General features: G+C 42.2%; 14 protein-coding genes. 8 read left to right on the forward strand and 6 right to left on the reverse strand.

The window, feature by feature from the left end; translation table 11 throughout:
* Positions 1–316: 316 nt before the first annotated feature.
* The 3 genes from AMD27_RS14195 to dxs all read right to left on the reverse strand — a co-directional run bounded on the left by AMD27_RS14195 (position 317) and on the right by dxs (position 5,520).
* Positions 317–2,248, reverse strand: a complete 1,932-nt coding sequence (locus tag AMD27_RS14195) for a DEAD/DEAH box helicase (RefSeq protein ID WP_067661697.1) — start codon at positions 2,246–2,248, stop codon at positions 317–319.
* Positions 2,249–2,663: 415 nt separating this feature from the next.
* Positions 2,664–3,494, reverse strand: a complete 831-nt coding sequence (locus tag AMD27_RS14200) for an inositol monophosphatase family protein (protein ID WP_067661700.1) — start codon at positions 3,492–3,494, stop codon at positions 2,664–2,666.
* 121 nt (positions 3,495–3,615) lie between these two features.
* Positions 3,616–5,520, reverse strand: a complete 1,905-nt coding sequence (dxs, locus tag AMD27_RS14205; RefSeq protein ID WP_067661702.1) for a 1-deoxy-D-xylulose-5-phosphate synthase — start codon at positions 5,518–5,520, stop codon at positions 3,616–3,618.
* Between the two features lie 318 nt (positions 5,521–5,838).
* Here dxs and ribA point away from each other — a divergent pair, with 318 nt between their 5' ends.
* The 4 genes from ribA to aroE all read left to right on the forward strand — a co-directional run bounded on the left by ribA (position 5,839) and on the right by aroE (position 8,961).
* Complete coding sequence (gene ribA / locus AMD27_RS14210) at positions 5,839–6,441, forward strand: GTP cyclohydrolase II (RefSeq protein ID WP_067663047.1); 603 nt, start codon at positions 5,839–5,841, stop codon at positions 6,439–6,441.
* A 174-nt stretch (positions 6,442–6,615) separates the two neighbouring features.
* Positions 6,616–7,563: an oxygen-dependent coproporphyrinogen oxidase gene (gene hemF, locus AMD27_RS14215; protein WP_067661704.1), complete on the forward strand. Its 948-nt coding sequence runs from the start codon at positions 6,616–6,618 to the stop codon at positions 7,561–7,563.
* Positions 7,564–7,839: 276 nt separating this feature from the next.
* Positions 7,840–8,052: a hypothetical protein gene (locus tag AMD27_RS14220; protein WP_067661706.1), complete on the forward strand. Its 213-nt coding sequence runs from the start codon at positions 7,840–7,842 to the stop codon at positions 8,050–8,052.
* Between the two features lie 120 nt (positions 8,053–8,172).
* Entirely contained in the window at positions 8,173–8,961 is a 789-nt protein-coding gene (gene aroE / locus AMD27_RS14225; RefSeq protein ID WP_067661708.1) for a shikimate dehydrogenase, read from the forward strand.
* 50 nt (positions 8,962–9,011) lie between these two features.
* Here the strand turns inward: aroE and AMD27_RS14230 are convergent, their stop codons facing one another.
* Positions 9,012–11,387, reverse strand: coding sequence for a hypothetical protein (locus AMD27_RS14230; protein ID WP_067661710.1), 2,376 nt, complete (start codon positions 11,385–11,387; stop codon positions 9,012–9,014).
* Positions 11,388–11,615: 228 nt separating this feature from the next.
* Here AMD27_RS14230 and AMD27_RS14235 point away from each other — a divergent pair, with 228 nt between their 5' ends.
* On the forward strand, positions 11,616–13,439 hold the full coding sequence (locus AMD27_RS14235; RefSeq protein WP_067661712.1) for an acyl-CoA dehydrogenase C-terminal domain-containing protein: 1,824 nt from the start codon (positions 11,616–11,618) through the stop codon (positions 13,437–13,439).
* Between the two features lie 226 nt (positions 13,440–13,665).
* Entirely contained in the window at positions 13,666–14,265 is a 600-nt protein-coding gene (locus tag AMD27_RS14240; RefSeq protein ID WP_067661714.1) for an SRPBCC family protein, read from the forward strand.
* Positions 14,266–14,356: 91 nt separating this feature from the next.
* On the opposite strand, the gene AMD27_RS14245 is transcribed toward AMD27_RS14240, so the two are convergent.
* Together AMD27_RS14245 and hemW are read right to left on the reverse strand one after the other, a co-directional pair.
* Positions 14,357–14,779: a hypothetical protein gene (locus AMD27_RS14245; protein ID WP_067661716.1), complete on the reverse strand. Its 423-nt coding sequence runs from the start codon at positions 14,777–14,779 to the stop codon at positions 14,357–14,359.
* Between the two features lie 254 nt (positions 14,780–15,033).
* Positions 15,034–16,188, reverse strand: a complete 1,155-nt coding sequence (gene hemW / locus AMD27_RS14250) for a radical SAM family heme chaperone HemW (RefSeq protein WP_067661718.1) — start codon at positions 16,186–16,188, stop codon at positions 15,034–15,036.
* Between the two features lie 113 nt (positions 16,189–16,301).
* Here hemW and AMD27_RS14255 point away from each other — a divergent pair, with 113 nt between their 5' ends.
* Positions 16,302–16,763, forward strand: coding sequence for a DMT family transporter (locus AMD27_RS14255; protein ID WP_067661720.1), 462 nt, complete (start codon positions 16,302–16,304; stop codon positions 16,761–16,763).
* 25 nt (positions 16,764–16,788) lie between these two features.
* Positions 16,789–18,162, forward strand: coding sequence for an MATE family efflux transporter (locus AMD27_RS14260; RefSeq protein WP_067661722.1), 1,374 nt, complete (start codon positions 16,789–16,791; stop codon positions 18,160–18,162).
* The last annotated feature ends 99 nt before the right edge of the window (positions 18,163–18,261 follow it).

Raw genomic sequence — 18,261 nt, forward strand, 5'->3', positions numbered from 1 at the left:
GCTGAGTGCTTTTAATTATTTTTATCAAATATATGGTCTAGGCGGACATCAAAAGCGAATGAAAAAATCACATGCTGAAATTAAAAGGTGATACTAAACAGATAATAAGCAAGATTGGCAATCAATAGAATCGAGAAGACGTAAATCATCGCCACTCCTACATGATCTCTGGCTGGGGCTTTGGATAGATGGGCATTGTTCATAATTTACTTTTTATTTTTAAAACATGACGTGGTTAACACTAATACTAGCATAATTCAAAAAGTTGGCAATAAAAAAACCAGTCAAGCGACTGGTTTTTTTAAATACAAATTAATTAGTCATTAAATTTGCGACGTGGACGATCTTCACCACCTTCACGGCGTGGACGATCTGAATTAAATTCGCGCTTAGGACGTTCGTCAGTACCAAAAGTACGCTTAGGACGCTCATCTGTACCAAAAGTACGCTTAGGACGCTCATCTGTACCAAAAGTACGTTTAGGACGATCATCAAAAGTACGTTGTGGACGGTCGCCAAAACCACCTTCACGACGTGGCGCTGGACGATCACCAAAGTCACGCTTTGGACGATCAGCAAAACCACCTTCACGAGGCGCTTTATAATCTACGCGGTTACCACGGTTGTCATCGTTCGAACGTGGACGATCAGCAAAACCACCTTCACGACGCGCTGGAGCTGGACGATCGCCGAAATCACGTTTAGGACGGTCATCAAACGAGCGTTGTGGACGATCACCGAAACCACCTTCACGACGTGCTGGAGCTGGACGATCACCGAAACCGCCTTCACGACGTGGCGCTGGACGATCACCGAAATCACGCTTAGGACGATCATCTCCATAAGCAGGACGTTCGCCACGTGGTTTGTCATCGAATGAACGTTGTGGACGATCGCCACGCGGTTTGTCATCGAATGAACGCTGTGGACGATCACCGCCACGGCCGCCATCACGACCACCGCTGAAACCGCCGCCGCTACGACCGCCGCCATCACGACCACGACCACCGCCGAAACCGCCACGACCACGACCACCGCCATCACGACCGCCGCCATCACGACTACCGCGTGCAGGAGGTGGAGATGGCTCAAGGCCTTCAATTTCAGAAACATTCAAACGTGCTTCTAGGAATTCTTCTAATGAACGGATTTTACCGCGTTCACGGTAAGTCGCTAAAGTGATGGCTTTACCGGTACGACCCGCACGACCTGTACGACCGATACGGTGTACATAATCTTCGTTCTTCATTGGAAGACCGAAGTTAATCACGTGAGAAATTGTTGGTACGTCAAGACCACGAGCAGCAACGTCAGTTGCAACTAGGATTTTTGCACGACCTTCACGGATACTGCGTAGACGGCGGTTACGAACCGTTTGTGGCATAGCACCATGAAGCGCTACAACTGAAAGACCCGCTTCAGCTAGCTCTTCAGCAAGCATATCTGTATCTTCTTGAGTTGACGCAAATACAACTGCTTGATCAACGTCTTCAGCGCTTAACCAATGTGTTAGTAATTTTTTCTTGTGTTCAAAGCCATCAGTCCAGTGCAAAGTCTGAGTAATGTCCATGTTTGTAGAGTGACCAGTTTCGATCGCAATACGTACAGGATCATTCATCATACGTTCAGCAAGCGTAATGATACGACCAGCGAAAGTAGCAGAGAACATTAAGGTTTGCTTACGGTTGTTCGCTAAATCGCTGATTGCTTCTAGGTCTTCAGAGAAACCTAGGTCAAGCATACGATCCGCTTCATCGACGATCAATGAACGAACTTGGTCAAGTTTGATTTGACGACGGTTTACCAAGTCAAGTAAACGACCTGGAGTCGCCACAACAACTTGCGCACCTTTTAACTGTTGGATTTGTTTACCAAAAGGCATACCGCCCATAACAGCAGCAATACGCACGCCTTTCATGTGGCGAACAAAAGTGATCGCATCTTGGCTTACTTGTTGAGCCAATTCACGTGTCGGACAAAGAACAAGGATGTCAGGAGAAGTCACTGCACGCATACGATCTTTGAAAGACAATAATGTATCTTCGTTAGTCGCTAAAGCGTTCAATGTAGGAAGTAAGAATGCAGCAGTCTTACCAGAACCAGTTTGGCTTGATACTAAAAGATCTTTGCCTTCTAAAGCAGCAGGAATGGCCTGTTCTTGAACAGTCGTAGGCGCAGTAAAGCCTAGAGTCTGAAGTGCTTCTTGAAGTGATTCGTGTAGTTGAAAATCAGCAAAAGTTTTGCTCATAGAGAGTGTTCACCCTGAAGTGGGTGCTCCATTTAATAAATTACAATATGGACATCGGCAAAAAGCGGCACAGCAAATAGAGCTGAAAAATGAATTCAGCAGCGATCCGAATAACGACGATGTAGTGACGCACGTATGATGACGGCCGCAAACCTGAAGGAATCGCTTAAGCGATTGGGGCGCGAAGGATATGTCCTCTCTATGGACAACACGCGCATACAATGATTAGAAGATAGTGTTCAGGTAATGAACGAAAATTAAGTGCGTTTGCGGATTATAGCAGGTTATTTTATAAAGTCATTAAGTTTATTTATTTTCTCGCTTAAGCTTTAATATGACGCTGTTTTTAATAGATTTAAAATTTAAAAAAGCTCTCAATCTGAGAGCTTTTTTAAATCTTGTACATTTGATCTGCTTATTTCGCAGCATCGCCCCATGCTGGAACAACAGCTTGCATGAGTGGCTTCAGTGTTTTCATTGAACATGCCAATACTTGACCATTGCTCATCGAATCTGAACCACCGCGTGCATCAACAACCGTACCGCCCGCTTCTTTTACCATTAATTCGCCTGCTGCGATATCCCACGGCTTAAGACCTAGTTCGAAATAACCATCGAAACGACCTGCAGCCACATACGCCAAATCAAGTGCTGCTGAACCTGTACGACGGTATTGAGCGCCTTGTTCAGTGACAGCAAGCAATGAATCGAAATGATTTTTCGCATAAGAGACGACTTCACCATTGCGCATTGCACGGTAAGCATGACCTACAGATAAGAAAGTGTTGGCTAAGCTGTCTTTTACATTTACACGAATACGGCGCTGGTTCATCATGGCACCACGACCACGACTTGCAGAGAATAGCTCATCTTTCACAGGGTCATAAATCACACCGTGCTGAGTAATGCCTTTGTGCTGAACTGCAATAGAAATACAGAAATGGGGAACGCCATTGATGAAGTTCAAAGTACCATCTAGCGGATCGATCACCCAGCACCAATCAGCATCGTGACCGACACCTTCTTGTAGACCGAATTCTTCACCATGGAAGCTGTGATTTTTATAACTTTTTTTCAGTGTTGCAATGGTTAATTCTTCTAAATAACGATCAACACGCGTCACTGGACCATCAATGCCTTTTTCTTCAACTTGCAGATCAAGCTTATGACGATTCTGATGCGCTTTTAAAAGCTCTTGACCAACTGTTTGAGCCGCACGCGCAGCCATCACCACCATAGGTTCCATTGAACATACCCACTACAAATTTGAAGAAACTGATAAAGAATAATGCATAAAAGCGCCGGCATTCTATCAAATACCGACGCTTTTAGGGAAAAAATGTTGCTAAAATTTTATTGCAGTCGCTTTAAACCAACTGCACCAGCTTGGTCCAAGCCTGAACAATTGATTTTTCAATCCCTTTGGCATCAAGTCCGCAGTCCTTGAGCATTTCACCATGTGTGGCTTGTGCCAAGAATTGATCAGGTAGGCCCAAATTCAATACAGGCTTCACAATTTGCGCATGCGCCAAGAACTCATTCACTGCACTGCCCGCACCGGCCATGACTGCATGTTCTTCAACCGTCACAAACATTTGCGTTTGATCCGCCAATGCACGGATGATATTTTCATCTAGAGGTTTAACAAATCGCATGTTAATTACACGCACAACCACCTCAACTTGTTGAGCCAGTTTTTCAGCAGCCGCAACAGCAACACTGACACGGCTACCAAAGGCCAAAATACTGATGCCTTCATCATGTTGTGTATTTAACGCTAAAACCTGTTCAGCCTGACCAATTTCAAGCGATGTCCATTCTTTTTGAATCACGACACCTAAGCCTGCTCCACGTGGATAACGCACAGCCGTTGGACCTGGGTAATGATAAGCCGTATGCAACATTTGACGGCATTCATTTTCATCTTTTGGTGCCATGATCACCATATTCGGTACGGTACGCATAAAGGCATAATCATAGGCACCTGCATGGGTTGGACCATCTTCACCCACCAAACCTGCACGGTCTAGGGCAAAAGTGACATCTAAATTCTGTAAAGCCACGTCATGTATCAGTTGATCATAACCACGCTGTAAGAAGGTCGAGTAAATCGCAACCACAGGTTTTAAGCCTTCACAGGCCATACCCGCAGCCAATGTCACTGCATGTTGCTCCGCAATGGCAACATCGAAATAACGCTCGGGGAATTTTTTGGCAAATTCAACCATGCCAGAGCCTTCGCACATCGCAGGTGTAATCGCGAGCAGACGCTCGTCCTGCGCAGCTTCATCACAGAGCCATTGACCAAAAACATCCGAATATTTAGGCGCAGACGTTGATGAGGCTGCTGCATCTATTTTTGAAATGGCATGATATTTAATTTGTTCTGCTTCGGCTGGTGCAAAGCCTTTGCCTTTTTTTGTATAGACATGAATCAGTCTTGGCCCTTTACGCTTTTTAATCGCGTTTAAAGCTTGTACCAAATGCTCCACGTCATGTCCGTCGAAAGGACCAAAATAATCAAAGCCGATGGCTTTAAATAAATTATCTGCAGCATCTGTGGCTGAAGAGTGCAAACGAGAGGTGTAATCCCACGCTGGATAATCTTGTAAATAGGCTTCGCCCTGCTCATTAATACAAACAGATTGCCCTTTTTCCCAAATCGCAGCCAAGTGTTTTGCAAAACCACCGGTACTGCATGAAATTGACATATCGTTGTCGTTAAGTACAACCATTAAGTCTGCTTGATGCGCAACAGCATCATTCATGGCTTCAAATGCCATGCCAGCAGTCATCGCACCATCGCCAATAATCGCCACCACATTGCAGGGATCTTTTAGATAGCGGCGTGCCAAGGACATACCCAAACCAGCTGAAATTGCAGTGGATGAATGCCCAACGCCGAAGGTATCAAATTCAGATTCTTCACGTGTAGGAAAAGCGGCTAAACCGTTTTTCGCACGAATAGTGGTGAGCTGCTCACGGCGACCCGTCAAGGCTTTATGCGGATAAGCTTGATGACCCACATCCCAAATTAAGCGATCTTGAGGCGTGTTGAAACAATAATGCAGTGCGACCGTTAATTCGACTACACCCAAATTGGCACCGAAATGTCCGCCACTTTGACCCGCAGCATACAAAATAAATTGACGCAGTTCATCTGCGACTTGAGCCAATTGGTGTTTCGCAAGTTCTCGCAATTGCTTTGGATGATCGATGGTATCCAACAATGGCGTAACTGGACGTTGATTCGGTATCTCGGTATACAACATATGTGGCAATGCCTTCTCAAGCCTGGCAAATCCTAAGCTAGGTAAAATGGGTTAGCTCGATTCAGAGATATTCATCAAGAATCGAAAAAAATCACCGTCAATCAACCACATTTATATTGGTGCATTATTAAGCAACTGCTTAATCGGGCGTTGTTGGGTAACTAGATTATCCTGAATAACCTTAGTACTTATCAACTATTATCGTGTGCTTTATACAAAAAAGAAAATGTTCTCGCTAATTTTGCATGAGGATATACAACCAATGTCTGATCATTGAGCTATACTTTAGCCAATTTATGAACATGTATGGATCCATCTGTGCCTATAGAATTTGTCGCTACGTCTGATTTACCGACCGCTTTTGGTGATTTCAAAATTACAGTTTTCCAAGATCCAAAAACGGGTGAAGAACATGTTGCTCTGTCTAAAGGTTTAGAAACCCCGCCGACCCAGCCTGTTTTGGTGCGTGTGCATTCGGAATGTTTAACTGGCGATGCTTTTGCATCCTTAAAATGTGACTGCGGCCCACAGCTGCATGCCACACAAAAATTGATCAATGATGCAGGTCAAGGGGTGATTTTATATTTACGTCAAGAAGGTCGAGGTATTGGACTGACCAATAAAATTCGTGCCTATGCCTTGCAAGATCAAGGACATGACACGGTTGATGCCAATCTTATGCTGAACCTGCCCGCAGATGCGCGTCGTTATGACATGTGCAGCATCATGCTTGATCACTTACACGTCAAAGAAGTGAAGCTCATCACCAATAATCCACTTAAAATTGAAGCCCTGCGTGAACAAGGTATTCAAGTGGTTGACCGCGTGCCACTAACCGTGGGCTTAAATCCATTTAACGAAGATTACTTAAAAACCAAACATGAGCGTATGTCGCACATGTACCAAAAAGAAGACTTTTAAGTCCGTTATTAGATACAGGATTGAGGATTGTTTATCTTTAAATGGATCATGATTTCAATTACTGCAAAAGAATCAACACAATCCCTTACTTTTTATATGGATTTGTGTTTTGATAGTTATCGATAGTCCTCATCTGACATATTATATTTTTACATCTTCTTTAAGAGGGTCATCATGCAGAATCCAACTTCAGCTGATATTCAACGTGTACGCGAATTTCTCCTCGATTTACAAGCGCGTATATGCGCAGGATTAGAGCAACAAGAACTTGCCGGTGGTGGAACCGCACGTTTTGAAATCGATGATTGGCAGCGCCCTGAAGGTGGCGGTGGCAGATCACGTGTGCTGCAAAATGGCACAGTGATTGAAAAAGGTGGGGTTATGTTCTCGCATATTAATATCTCCAAATTACCCGCTTCAGCAACTGAACGTCACCCCCAAATTGCAGGTGCAAAAGCCCAAGCCATGGGCGTGTCACTGGTGATTCATCCCAATAATCCCAACGTTCCTACCTCACATGCCAATGTACGCTTATTTGTGGCTGAGCCTGAAGGACAAGATCCGATTTGGTGGTTTGGCGGAGGTTTTGACTTGACCCCGTTTTATCCAAATGATGAAGATGTATTGGCATGGCATCAGACTGCGCATGATCTATGTGCACCTTTTGGTGAAACGGTGTATGCAGAACATAAAAAATGGTGTGATGACTATTTTTATTTAAAACATCGTGATGAACAACGTGGCGTGGGCGGGCTGTTTTTTGATGATTTAAATCAATGGGATTTCGAAACCTGTTTCAAATACATTCAAGCGGTCGGCAATGGATATCTTGAAGCGATTTTGCCTATTTTCAAACGCAATCAAGATAAAGCCTTTACTGAAACACAGCGTAATTTCCAAATTTATCGTCGTGGTCGCTATGTTGAATACAATTTGGTCTATGACCGCGGGACGTTATTTGGCTTGCAAACAGGTGGAAGAATTGAATCCATTTTGGTCAGCTTACCGAATCTGGCAGGTTGGTCGTATCGTCCTGAATGGGATGCTGATTCTGCTGAGAAACGTCTCACCGATTATTATTTAAAGCCGCAAGATTGGTTGGCTGAACTTAAAAAGGCTTAAATTTCAGCTTTTTTCAAAATAATGCAACCCAAAGCCCTGCTTTGGGTTTTTTTCGCTTTAGTGCTTCAGGGAATAGCGCTTCTCTAGAATCAATCTGAACCCACATAAATCATTACTAAAACCTCAATGCCTTTCAAGACAATATAAATTGTCACACTTGTACGACAGCTTTTCAGATATTTTTAACCGTAAATGGCGTACACTGAATCCTATATTCAAAGTTAATTGTTTAAATCTGCGATGCATCAAGCGTGGATTTATGTTTAAGGAACACCCATGCACACTAAAACCATAAGTCCGACTGCAATCATTTTCTGGATGCTTCTGATTGCTCTGTTCAGCGCCATCAGTACCACTATTTTTTCTGAAACATTATTGAATGATCGTTTTGGTTTTGCTTTGATGGCCATCGCCATTGTAGGTCTATGCCTTAATATCACCCATATGGTATTGCATACGCTTTTGGCAATTTGTAATCCCAGTCATTAAACCAATCATTAAAACTATTCAGCTTTAAAAAAACCAAGATGCCCTGCCTACACAAGCCTCTTTAGCAACGCCGCACTTTGGCGTATATTGTTGAGCATTTCAGCAGAAGGAACATGCTTAATGCTTAAACAATTTGCCGTGATTGGTAATCCGATTGAACAATCACGCTCTCCTGAATTACACCATGCCTTTGCAGAAAAAACCGGAATCAAACTCCATTATGTGAAACGCTTTGCTGAGATTGACGCGTTTGAAGCCAGCGTCGCTGATTTTTTTCGGCATGATGGTTCGGGCATGAACGTTACCGTTCCCTTTAAGGAACGTGCTTTTGCTTTATGTGAGCACTTTAGCGAACGTGCCAAAATTGCCAAAGCCGTGAATACTTTATGGATGCAGGACGGAAAATTGCATGGCGACAATACCGATGGACAAGGTTTGGTTGAAGCGATGAATGCCTTAGACTGGTCTTTAAAAAATACCGATATTTTAATGATTGGCGCAGGTGGTGCAACGCGTGGTGTGATTTACCCATTGGTTCAAGCGGGTGCTAAAAAAATTGTGATTGCAAATCGAACCCGCTTAAAAGCTGAAAATTTAGTTGATGATTTAAAAGATGCTGTACCAGAGGCAGAGCTTAAGGCATGCGGTTTGGATCAACTCGAGGGTCAGTTTGACATTGTGATCAATGCAACCTCCGCAAGCTTAAGTGGTGATGCGCTAATCCTACCTGAGAACCTCATGTTCAATCACGCTTATGAAATGGCGTATGGCAAACCCTCGAGTTTCATTGAGCAAGCCAAAGCACGCGGCGTTCCGACTTCTGAGGGGTATGGTATGTTGGTTGGTCAAGCGATTGAGGCGTTTGGAATCTGGCATGGTATCAAGCCTACTTTAAAAGATTTTCTATGAAAGAAAATAAAAAAAGAACCTCAATTGAGGTTCTTTTTAATTCAACCTATTTATTTTATATTTGCATCCAGTAATGCTTGGTAGCTCTCTTTAAAAATAGCATAATCAATAAATTGGGCTGCATTATCATCTAGACTTTGAATCAAAGCAGGTTTAAAATTTTCTGCTTTCAATGCGACATAAGCTTTGGCTAGTACTTTCGCTGTCTTGTGCAATTCAGCAAGCTCGCTCTTTTCTACAGTGTTTTCTACTGTAAATTTCTGCACATAATATCGTGCAAAAATAGCTTCGGCTGACTTATATTGCTTACTCAGTTTTTGCACTTCTACCGTGCTCTGATGGGTATCTAATACGCCTTCCACTATACGATCAACATCATTTCCTAGGCTTTGATCAAACTGTGAATCCTCATTTAAATGATGCTTTTCTTGTAAAGCTTGTACTTTTTCAAGTGGCTGACCTTCTAAGCTATAAATATCTTCATCTGAAAAAATATACGCATACACAGACGCAATTTCTTGTAAGTCTTTTGCTGAATATTGCTTCACAAGCGCTGGTTTTTCTTGGGTCAATTTGGCAATGAAGACTGCTTTATAGGTTTTATCATAAGAATCTGTTTGCAAATAAACCTTGCTTGCCAAATCTTCTAGTTGCTCATCCCAACTGAGTGTATTGGCTTCAGATTCGCCTTCTGATGATGGTGTTTCACTTTTACCTGTAAAAGTTTCAATCAAACTTCCTTTGAATGCTTCTTGAAACGATTTCGCTTGGCTTAATGCCTGACGGTCTATTTTAGTGGCATTGCCATAATTTAAAATTTCCATGTCAAATTTCACATTCAGTTTACGCTGCAAAAGCTCGTAATCGAAGGCTAAATCATAATCCATATGAATAGCACGGCCTTGTGCATCCAAAACAACGTCCATCACTAATGGCGTACGTTTAGAAGGTGGAGGCATTGACGCTTCAATTTCAGACTTATGCGCAGACCATAACTGTTTAAATTGTTCTGCAGTCACCAACTGATTTTGATCATAATCAGCAAACGTGTCATTCAATTTTTCTTTCTGCTTCGCCTGATTGCTTTTAGCAAGTTGCGCATCAGATGGCGTATCCGCTGCAATCACATCAATATCATAATGATAATCGCAATAAGCAACATCGCCCATTCGAGCCTCAACCACATTCTTTTCTAATGCGCTACACTGCTCTTCAGATAAGATTCGGCTAGAAGCCTCTTCTGAATATTCACCTTCACTCGATTCTTCTTGTGCAGTGTCTACAGCAGCTGAATGTTCATCATCTTGAGAATATGCGTCATCTGAAGCGCTTTCTGCAGTCGCATCTGCTGCATATTCGGTATCAGAAGCCTCATGTCCTTGATCATTCAAATGATTTGTAATGGCTTCATGGAGCTCATACATTGCACGCTGCGCAGGATCAGCATCTACTGCTTCTGCTGCTGCAGCATTTACCGCTTCATCCGTAATCTCTGCACTCGCATCTTCTTCAGCCTCATATTCATCACTGAGGACTTTCGCAACTTTAGAGGTATCCACTTTCAAAACTGAATCGACTAAATATGTACGGTTAACTAATGCATACAGCTCTGCCTGTAACATTAATTCATCCACTGTCGATTGGATTCTAATTTTCTCAACTGCACCCTTAGCTTTGTCATCTGCAGTTAAAGCAATGGTCTTCACTTGGTTTTCAGGAGCCAATACATAAGTGGTCGCCCCAGATTGCTTCAAAAATTCCACAAAGGCTTTGACATCAACATTGGCAATATCGTTTTTATATTTAGAAAAATCATAGAAGGCAAATTGGTTTTGATCTTGCGGGTTTGCCAAATAAGGCATCAATGAAAAAATGTTGCTATAAAACTTCGATTCTTTAAAATCAATGACCGATGGAATACGTGCGTGTACCAATAAATTGGGTTTCTGATATTTGGCATCCACATTAAATGTTGCAATTTTCTGACGATAATTCACAGTGCCATCATAATTAAACTGTAAATCTTTCAAGATACTTTCAAAATAGCCCGCTCCTTTGCCAAAGACTTCATTGAGTGAATAATGCTCATTTTTTGAAGCCTCTTGCAATACGGCTTGTTTTTGAGCATGACTCAACTGAATATTTTGTTGTTTTAAATACTGGTTTAGCTTTTGTTCCAAAGCGCGATCTATCGGCTTGAGCGTTTTTTTCGCGTTATTTTTCCCCTGAGTCGAATTTTGCTCAATGTTTAATTTCACCCCACCACGGTAATCAAAGTTGGGGTATTCATAAATGGCATTGATGCCTTGAATCGCACGCTGTGCCGTACTCTGATTTTGAGCAATGGAATTGGATTTTGTGACATGTTGAGCACACCCGCTTAGACTCAACCCTAAAAGACAAAGTGATAAATACTTTAAACGCATAATTTTTTTAAAACCCAGATTATTTATAGTTTATTTAAGAATAATGAAGATAGAACCTTCATCGCGTGATTCTAGCAAAAGTTGCTTTTAAAATAGATGATTTAATCTACCAATTCGCCTTTCTGACATTTTTTTAATTCGGCGCTATCAATGTTTTTTTGGCAATTCAGCTCATACTCTGATTAACAATTGAATATTTTTAATATTTACAGATTTAGGAATTATAAAATGCCAGCATATAAAGCGCCTGTCCGTGACATTCGTTTCTTGATGAATGAGGTCTTTGACTATCCAGCGCACTACAAAACTTTAAGCAACGGCGAAGCTGCTGATTCAGACACCATTGATATGATTATCGACGGTGCTGCCGATTTTTGTGAAAATATCTTGTCCCCTTTAAACCAAACAGGCGATGAAGAAGGCTGTCATTTTAAAGATGGTGAAGTCACTACACCTAAAGGCTTTAAAGAAGCTTATGACCAATTTGTTCAAGGTGGGTGGCAAGGTCTGTCTTATCCTGAAGAGTTCGGCGGTCAAGGTCTGCCAATGTCTTTGAACTTGGTAAAGTCTGAAATGATGGGAACGGCGAACTGGTCATTTACCATGTACCCTGGTTTAAGCATGGGTTGTATGAACACCATCATGCAGTTTGGTACAGATGAGCAAAAAAATACTTATATGCCACATCTGACCGCAGGTACATGGGCAGGCACAATGTGCTTGACTGAGCCACAGTGTGGTACTGACTTAGGTCAGGTCAAAACCAAAGCAGAACCCACTGCTGAAGGCACTTATAAAATCACAGGTACCAAGATCTTTATTTCGGCGGGTGAACATGATCTGACTGAAAATATCATTCATATCGTGCTTGCGCGTCTACCCGATGCTCCTGCGGGCACCAAGGGAATTTCACTGTTTATCGTGCCTAAATTCCTGCCGACAGCAGAAGGTACAGTAGGCGAGCGTAACCCAGTGACCTGTGGTTCGATTGAACACAAAATGGGAATTCGCGCCTCTGCAACTGCGGTACTGAATTTTGATGGCGCAATCGGTTATTTGATAGGTGAGAAACATCGAGGTTTACATGCGATGTTTACCTTTATGAATACCGCACGTATTGGTACAGCTGTTCAAGGTTTAGCGCATGCAGAATTGGCATTCCAAGGTTCACTGCCTTATGCCAAAGAACGTATGTCTATGCGCGCGCTTTCTGGCAAAAAAGATCCTGAAAAAGTGGCCGATGCCATTATTCATCATGCCGATGTTCGTCGCATGTTGTTAACCCAAAAAGCCATTGCTGAAGGTGGTCGTTCAATGATTTATCATGCAGCACAGCTGGCAGATAAAATGACCGATGCACTCATTCAAGGTGATCAAGCCAAGTTTGATGAATATGACGACAAACTGGGTTTCTATACGCCGATTTTAAAGGGTTTCTTAACTGAACTTGGTTTAGAGGCTGCCAATCACGGTATGCAAATCTTCGGTGGGCATGGCTATATTAAAGAACATGGCATGGAACAAATCGTGCGTGATGCACGCATCTCAACCTTGTATGAAGGCACAACAGGGGTTCAAGCACTGGATTTAATCGGTCGTAAAGTGCTTTTGTCTTCTAAAGGTAAAGTGGTCCGCGACTATACTGCTGAAATTTTAAAATTCTGTGGTCAACATGCCCGCAATAAATACATGCGCCGTTTCGCATGGGACTTAACCAAGGCTTGTGCACAGTGGAATGCCCTAACAGTGCGTATCATGCTGGCTGCACGCAAGGACCGTGACATCGTGTCTTCTGCATCTGTCGATTTCCTGATGTTCTCAGGTTATGTGATGATGGCGTACTACTGGGCACAACAAGCTGCGGTTGCATCTGCAAAACTTGCCAATGGTGATGGCGCAGAAACCCCTGAGTTCTATAAAGCTAAAATTAAAGTGGCAGATTTCTACTTTGAACGTTTGTTGCCCCGCACTCAAGGTCATGCTGAATCCATGGTTAATCCATCTAAAACAATGATGTCTCTTGGTGCTGAAAATTTTAGTTTTGATTATTAAATTTTGAGACTTGAGACTTGAATTTATTTAAAATCATTTGAATCGAAGAGCGCTACGGCGCTCTTTCTTATTGTAAAAGTTCGGCTGAATATGCGCTACAGATACATTTTTACGCAATTTTAAGACTTCACTCATCCAATGTGTGCTCTTATGATCGAATGGTTTTATACAGGTTGCAATTGTATTAAATGCCCTTTCAATTCATCATTAAATAAAAGAGAGAGAAATGAAAAAAATCATACTTGCTTTAAGTTGTCTCACCTTAGCCACGACAACATTATGGGCTGATTCTTCAACCAGCAAGCAATTGCCACTTACGGCTCAAAATGCATATCAAAGCTTAGATTACAGCGCAAGTGGATCGGCAGAAGTCAGCATTAATCGTCCAGTCAATGAAGTTTTCAACATCCTCACCAATGTAAATACTTGGCCAAAAATCAACAAAGGGGTAACCAAAGCCATTGCACCTGAAAAAGTGACTATGCAAAAAGGAACCAAATTCAGGGAATCTATCGCGAGCCCAATCCCCGGGATTCAAGACTGGAGCAATGAATGGACTGTTGTTGAATTTGAAAAAAATAAGAAATTTGTCATTTCAGGCATCGAAGAGTTTGCTCAAGTCCCTATTCATTCGAAAATCACCTATGAGTTTAACGCAAAAGATCATCAGACCACAGAATTTGAGCGTACGATTGAAGTCACACTGAATGAACAATTTATCAAGGGCGCAGCCCCTGCTGAAGTTGAAGCTTTATATCGTTTCATTGGCTCTCAATGGGAAATGGCCAATCATTTAAAACATTATGTGGAAGCACAGCCAAAATAGCACATAAGATTTAGCCCTAAGCTGCTGGGTAGTTTAGGGCTAAATTTAGAGAGGATAAATCGTCAGCCGATTAAGTCCGACTATAGTGATTTTAACTGGCTTTGAATTCTTTAATTTCAATGCCTTTGTCTTTCACCAATTCAACGGTACCTTCCATCACGCCATTAAAATCTTTGAAATGGATCGACACGCCATTGTCATTGGCAAGTTTAATGCCACTGCCTGAAACGACACGTTTTAAATCATGAGTTTTACCTGAATTATCGGTGAGCTGTGCCGTTTCAAAATCATCCGTGGTTTTTAACGCAATGGTCAGATCTTGGGGGCCTGTAAAATTGATTGTTTTGACTGCATCAGCCACCTGATCTACAGGCGCATTGGCTGTCATATCTGTTGTTGTGGTTTGTGTCATCGACGCGTTGTCTTGAGTCATCGCGGTTTGCGTCTCAGGATTTTTGTCGGTACAGGCGGTTAAAGCCAATGTCAGGATTGCCGCAGTTAAAATGTATTTCATATTGTTATCATCCTATATTGTTAAAAAACCATTCAGAACGTCACTCAGAAAGCTCTCAAAAGCCACTCAGAAAAATGAGAAAATCACCAAGAACTTAATTTTCTCAGCTCAATGAAGGCTTGATAAGGGATATTTACAGGAATGGTCTAAAACATTACGCATGAGATGCATTTCAAATAGAACGGATTCATCTCTTTTATTTAGCAAAGCCTATGAAGAGTACATTTTGATTAAAATGTGAATCTAACTCGAATTTACAAAAACGCTTCCAAAACTGAGTTGAGGAACACATGCCCTTGTGCAGTACACGCAATACGACTTTGATTATCGACCATCAGCTTTCGAGCACGCAATGACGTTAAGCTATCATCTAGTGTAGACAGCGCTAAACCTGTACGCTCAGCATAATACTCTGCTGTTACACCTTGATTTAAACGCAGAGCATTCATCATAAACTCAAACGGCATTTCCGCTGCTTCAATTTTCTTGAACTGTAAATTTTCAGCAGGCACCTTGGCTAAATAATCTTTCGGCAAGCGTGTTTTTTGAAAGCGGTATACACCATCACTCATGCTCACTTTTCCATGTGCACCAGCACCGATGGCTAAATAATCCCCAAATTGCCAATAATTCAAATTATGATTCGAGGGCAATTCTTTGCGCCATGCCGACACTTCATAATTGATGAAACCTTGTGCCTTTAAATAGGCTTCACCCTGTTCTTGAATATCTTCTAAAACGTCATCGACTGGTAAAACGGGTTGTGTTCTAAAAAATACGGTATTCGGCTCAATGGTCAGTTGATACCATGAAATATGGGTTGCACCATGCTCAACTGCCAATTTCAAATCTAACAATGCTTGTTCCAAAGTCTGCTCTGGTAAGCCATGCATCAAATCAACATTAATACGATCAAAACCTGCTTCACGTGCTAGACCAATCGCAGAAATGGCATCTGCATTAGAGTGAATACGCCCGAGTTTGTTTAAATGCTCGCTGTTAAAACTCTGTACGCCTATAGATAGACGATTGATGCCTGCCTCTAAATACCCCGCAAACGGATCATGTTCCACTGTGCCTGGATTGGCCTCTAACGTAATTTCACAGCTCTCTTCAAAAGGGATCATCGTACGTAATTGGTCAAACAAGCCTTGATAACCTTTTGCGGAAATCAGCGATGGCGTTCCCCCGCCAATAAATACGCTATGTACTTTTCGCCCTTGTGCAAAATCGACTTGCGTTTTAAAGTCTTCAACCAAGGCTTTTAAATATTCCTGCTCTAAGTCTAAAGACAATGCGCCGTTGGGAACTGCATGCGAGTTGAAGTCGCAATACGGACATTTACGCACACACCAAGGCATATGAACATATAACGACATCGGGATATTTGCAGGATTTAAATCAGCCAAGGAAAAAGCTCAAACACTTAAAAAAGGCATTTTAACATGTCTACATCATAACTCTGCGTTATTGTATTTAATTTGCTTTAGACTCATTTTAAGACCATAAGTGAATAAAATTTATGATTAAAATATCCAGTCATTTGCTTATCTTTCTACCGCTTGTGTTTGGTATTGGTGTGGCGATGACCTTTCAAACTGCCATTAATACTCAACTCAGAGAATACCTTCATTCTCCTATTCAAGCTGCATTTTTATCATTTTTAACTGGTACAATCCTGCTTGGACTCATGGTCATGTTCCAATCTGGCCCAAAACCCAACATAAGTAGCTTAGGTCAAATTCCTTGGCATTTATGGTTAGGGGGGATTCTTGGGGTATATGCCATTAGTATCAGTATTTATGCTGCCCCAAAAATTGGTTTTTTAACCTTGTCCGGTTTGATTGTTTTTGGTCAAATTGTGATGTCGATGATCGTGGATCAATTTGGATTACTCGGCACTGAAAAAACACCTGTAAACTGGCAACGCCTTTTGGGTGGTATGATTATTTTTGTCGGTGTGATGCTAACCTTGCAACGCTAATGTTTTGTCTTCCATTCTTATTAAAATGAGTATTTTTGTGTCAACAGTCGTGAGTACCCGCTTTGAGTTAAAACATCTTTTTCATTTGATGATTCCGATTTTGATCACACAATTTTCTCAAGCAGGCTTAGGGCTGGTCGACACCATCATGGCAGGACATTTGTCGGCTATTGATTTGGCAGCGATTGCCGTCGGTGTCGGTCTGTGGTTACCAATTGTGCTGCTGTTTAGTGGCATCATGATTGCCACTACGCCGCTGGTTGCAGAGGCCCATGGTGCCAGAACCCCTGAAAAAATTGCCACCATTGCCCGCCAGTCTTTATGGGTTGCACTGATTTTAGGTGTACTTGCGGGCGTGATTTTACAGTTTATGCCTGCGTTATTGCCCTTATTTGGCGTGCCTGAAAATCTGATTCCTAAAGCCAGTTTGTTTTTACACTCGATTGGATTTGGTATGCCCGCTGTGACCATGTATGCAGCCTTACGCGGCTATTCCGAAGCATTAGGTTATCCAAGACCTGTGACCGTCATTAGCCTGCTGTCTTTGCTCGCACTGATTCCCTTAAATATCATTTTTATGTATGGCTGGGGTCCTATTCCAGAACTGGGTAGTGCTGGCTGCGGTTTTGCGACCGCAATTTTACAATGGCTGATGTTGTTGACTTTGGCCACTTATATTTATAAAAGCCGTTCTTATCAAAAAACACAAATTTTCACTCGATGGGAAGCTTTAGATGCCTACTGGATTAAGCGAATCTTGGTGTTGGGCTTACCCATTGGTCTCGCGATTTTCTTTGAGGTCAGTATTTTTAGTACCGCAGCCATTGTGATTAGTCCACTCGGTGAAACGACCGTGGCTGCCCACCAAATTGCAATGTCGGTGACTTCACAACTGTTTATGATTCCGATGTCACTGGCGATTGCGTTGACCATTCGTATTGGCTTTTATTATGGACAACAAAACTGGGCTGCTATGCGCCGAGTACAGTGTTTAGGTTTAATTTCAGGTACAGTCTTTGCATTTGCCACTATGGCATTGATCTGGTTTTTCCGACCTGAGATTGTTGCTCTCTACAGTACAGATCTGGATGTAGCTCAAGTTGCGATCTATTTACTGTTATTTGCTATGGCGTACCAGATTATGGATGCATGGCAAATTAGTGCAGCAGGTTGTTTACGTGGGATGCAAGACACCCAAGGTCCGATGTGGATCACTATGCTTGCCTACTGGATCATTGCCTTCCCTGTCGGTTTATATTTAGCGCGCTATACCGACTTCGGTGCTGCAGGCGTTTGGATTGGACTGATTGTGGGTCTGAGCATTGCTTGTGTACTGTTACTGACACGCTTATATATGAACAATAAGCGACTGGAAACGTCCTCCGCTCAGCCTGAATAACAGATTCTTATAAGGGTAATTTTAGATCAACCTATTGAAAAATATAATTTATAAAAATAAAGCCTGAAAAATCAGGCTTTATTTTTTTCAATTCAATCG

It is taken from the genome of Acinetobacter sp. TGL-Y2 (genome assembly GCF_001612555.1).
GTDB lineage: Bacteria > Pseudomonadota > Gammaproteobacteria > Pseudomonadales > Moraxellaceae > Acinetobacter.

Excerpts from the sequence above, each read along its gene's own strand:
- aroE (WP_067661708.1), top strand. The coding sequence starts at position 8,173 with ATGCTTAAACAATTTGCCGTGATTGGTAATCCGATTGAACAATCACGC.
- AMD27_RS14245 (WP_067661716.1), bottom strand. The coding sequence starts at position 14,779 with ATGAAATACATTTTAACTGCGGCAATCCTGACATTGGCTTTAACCGCC.
- AMD27_RS14235 (WP_067661712.1), top strand. The coding sequence starts at position 11,616 with ATGCCAGCATATAAAGCGCCTGTCCGTGACATTCGTTTCTTGATGAAT.
- dxs (WP_067661702.1), bottom strand. The coding sequence starts at position 5,520 with ATGTTGTATACCGAGATACCGAATCAACGTCCAGTTACGCCATTGTTG.
- AMD27_RS14200 (WP_067661700.1), bottom strand. The coding sequence starts at position 3,494 with ATGGAACCTATGGTGGTGATGGCTGCGCGTGCGGCTCAAACAGTTGGT.
- AMD27_RS14240 (WP_067661714.1), top strand. The coding sequence starts at position 13,666 with ATGAAAAAAATCATACTTGCTTTAAGTTGTCTCACCTTAGCCACGACA.
- AMD27_RS14255 (WP_067661720.1), top strand. The coding sequence starts at position 16,302 with ATGATTAAAATATCCAGTCATTTGCTTATCTTTCTACCGCTTGTGTTT.
- AMD27_RS14260 (WP_067661722.1), top strand. The coding sequence starts at position 16,789 with ATGAGTATTTTTGTGTCAACAGTCGTGAGTACCCGCTTTGAGTTAAAA.
- AMD27_RS14195 (WP_067661697.1), bottom strand. The coding sequence starts at position 2,248 with ATGAGCAAAACTTTTGCTGATTTTCAACTACACGAATCACTTCAAGAA.
- hemF (WP_067661704.1), top strand. The coding sequence starts at position 6,616 with ATGCAGAATCCAACTTCAGCTGATATTCAACGTGTACGCGAATTTCTC.
- AMD27_RS14230 (WP_067661710.1), bottom strand. The coding sequence starts at position 11,387 with ATGCGTTTAAAGTATTTATCACTTTGTCTTTTAGGGTTGAGTCTAAGC.
- AMD27_RS14220 (WP_067661706.1), top strand. The coding sequence starts at position 7,840 with ATGCACACTAAAACCATAAGTCCGACTGCAATCATTTTCTGGATGCTT.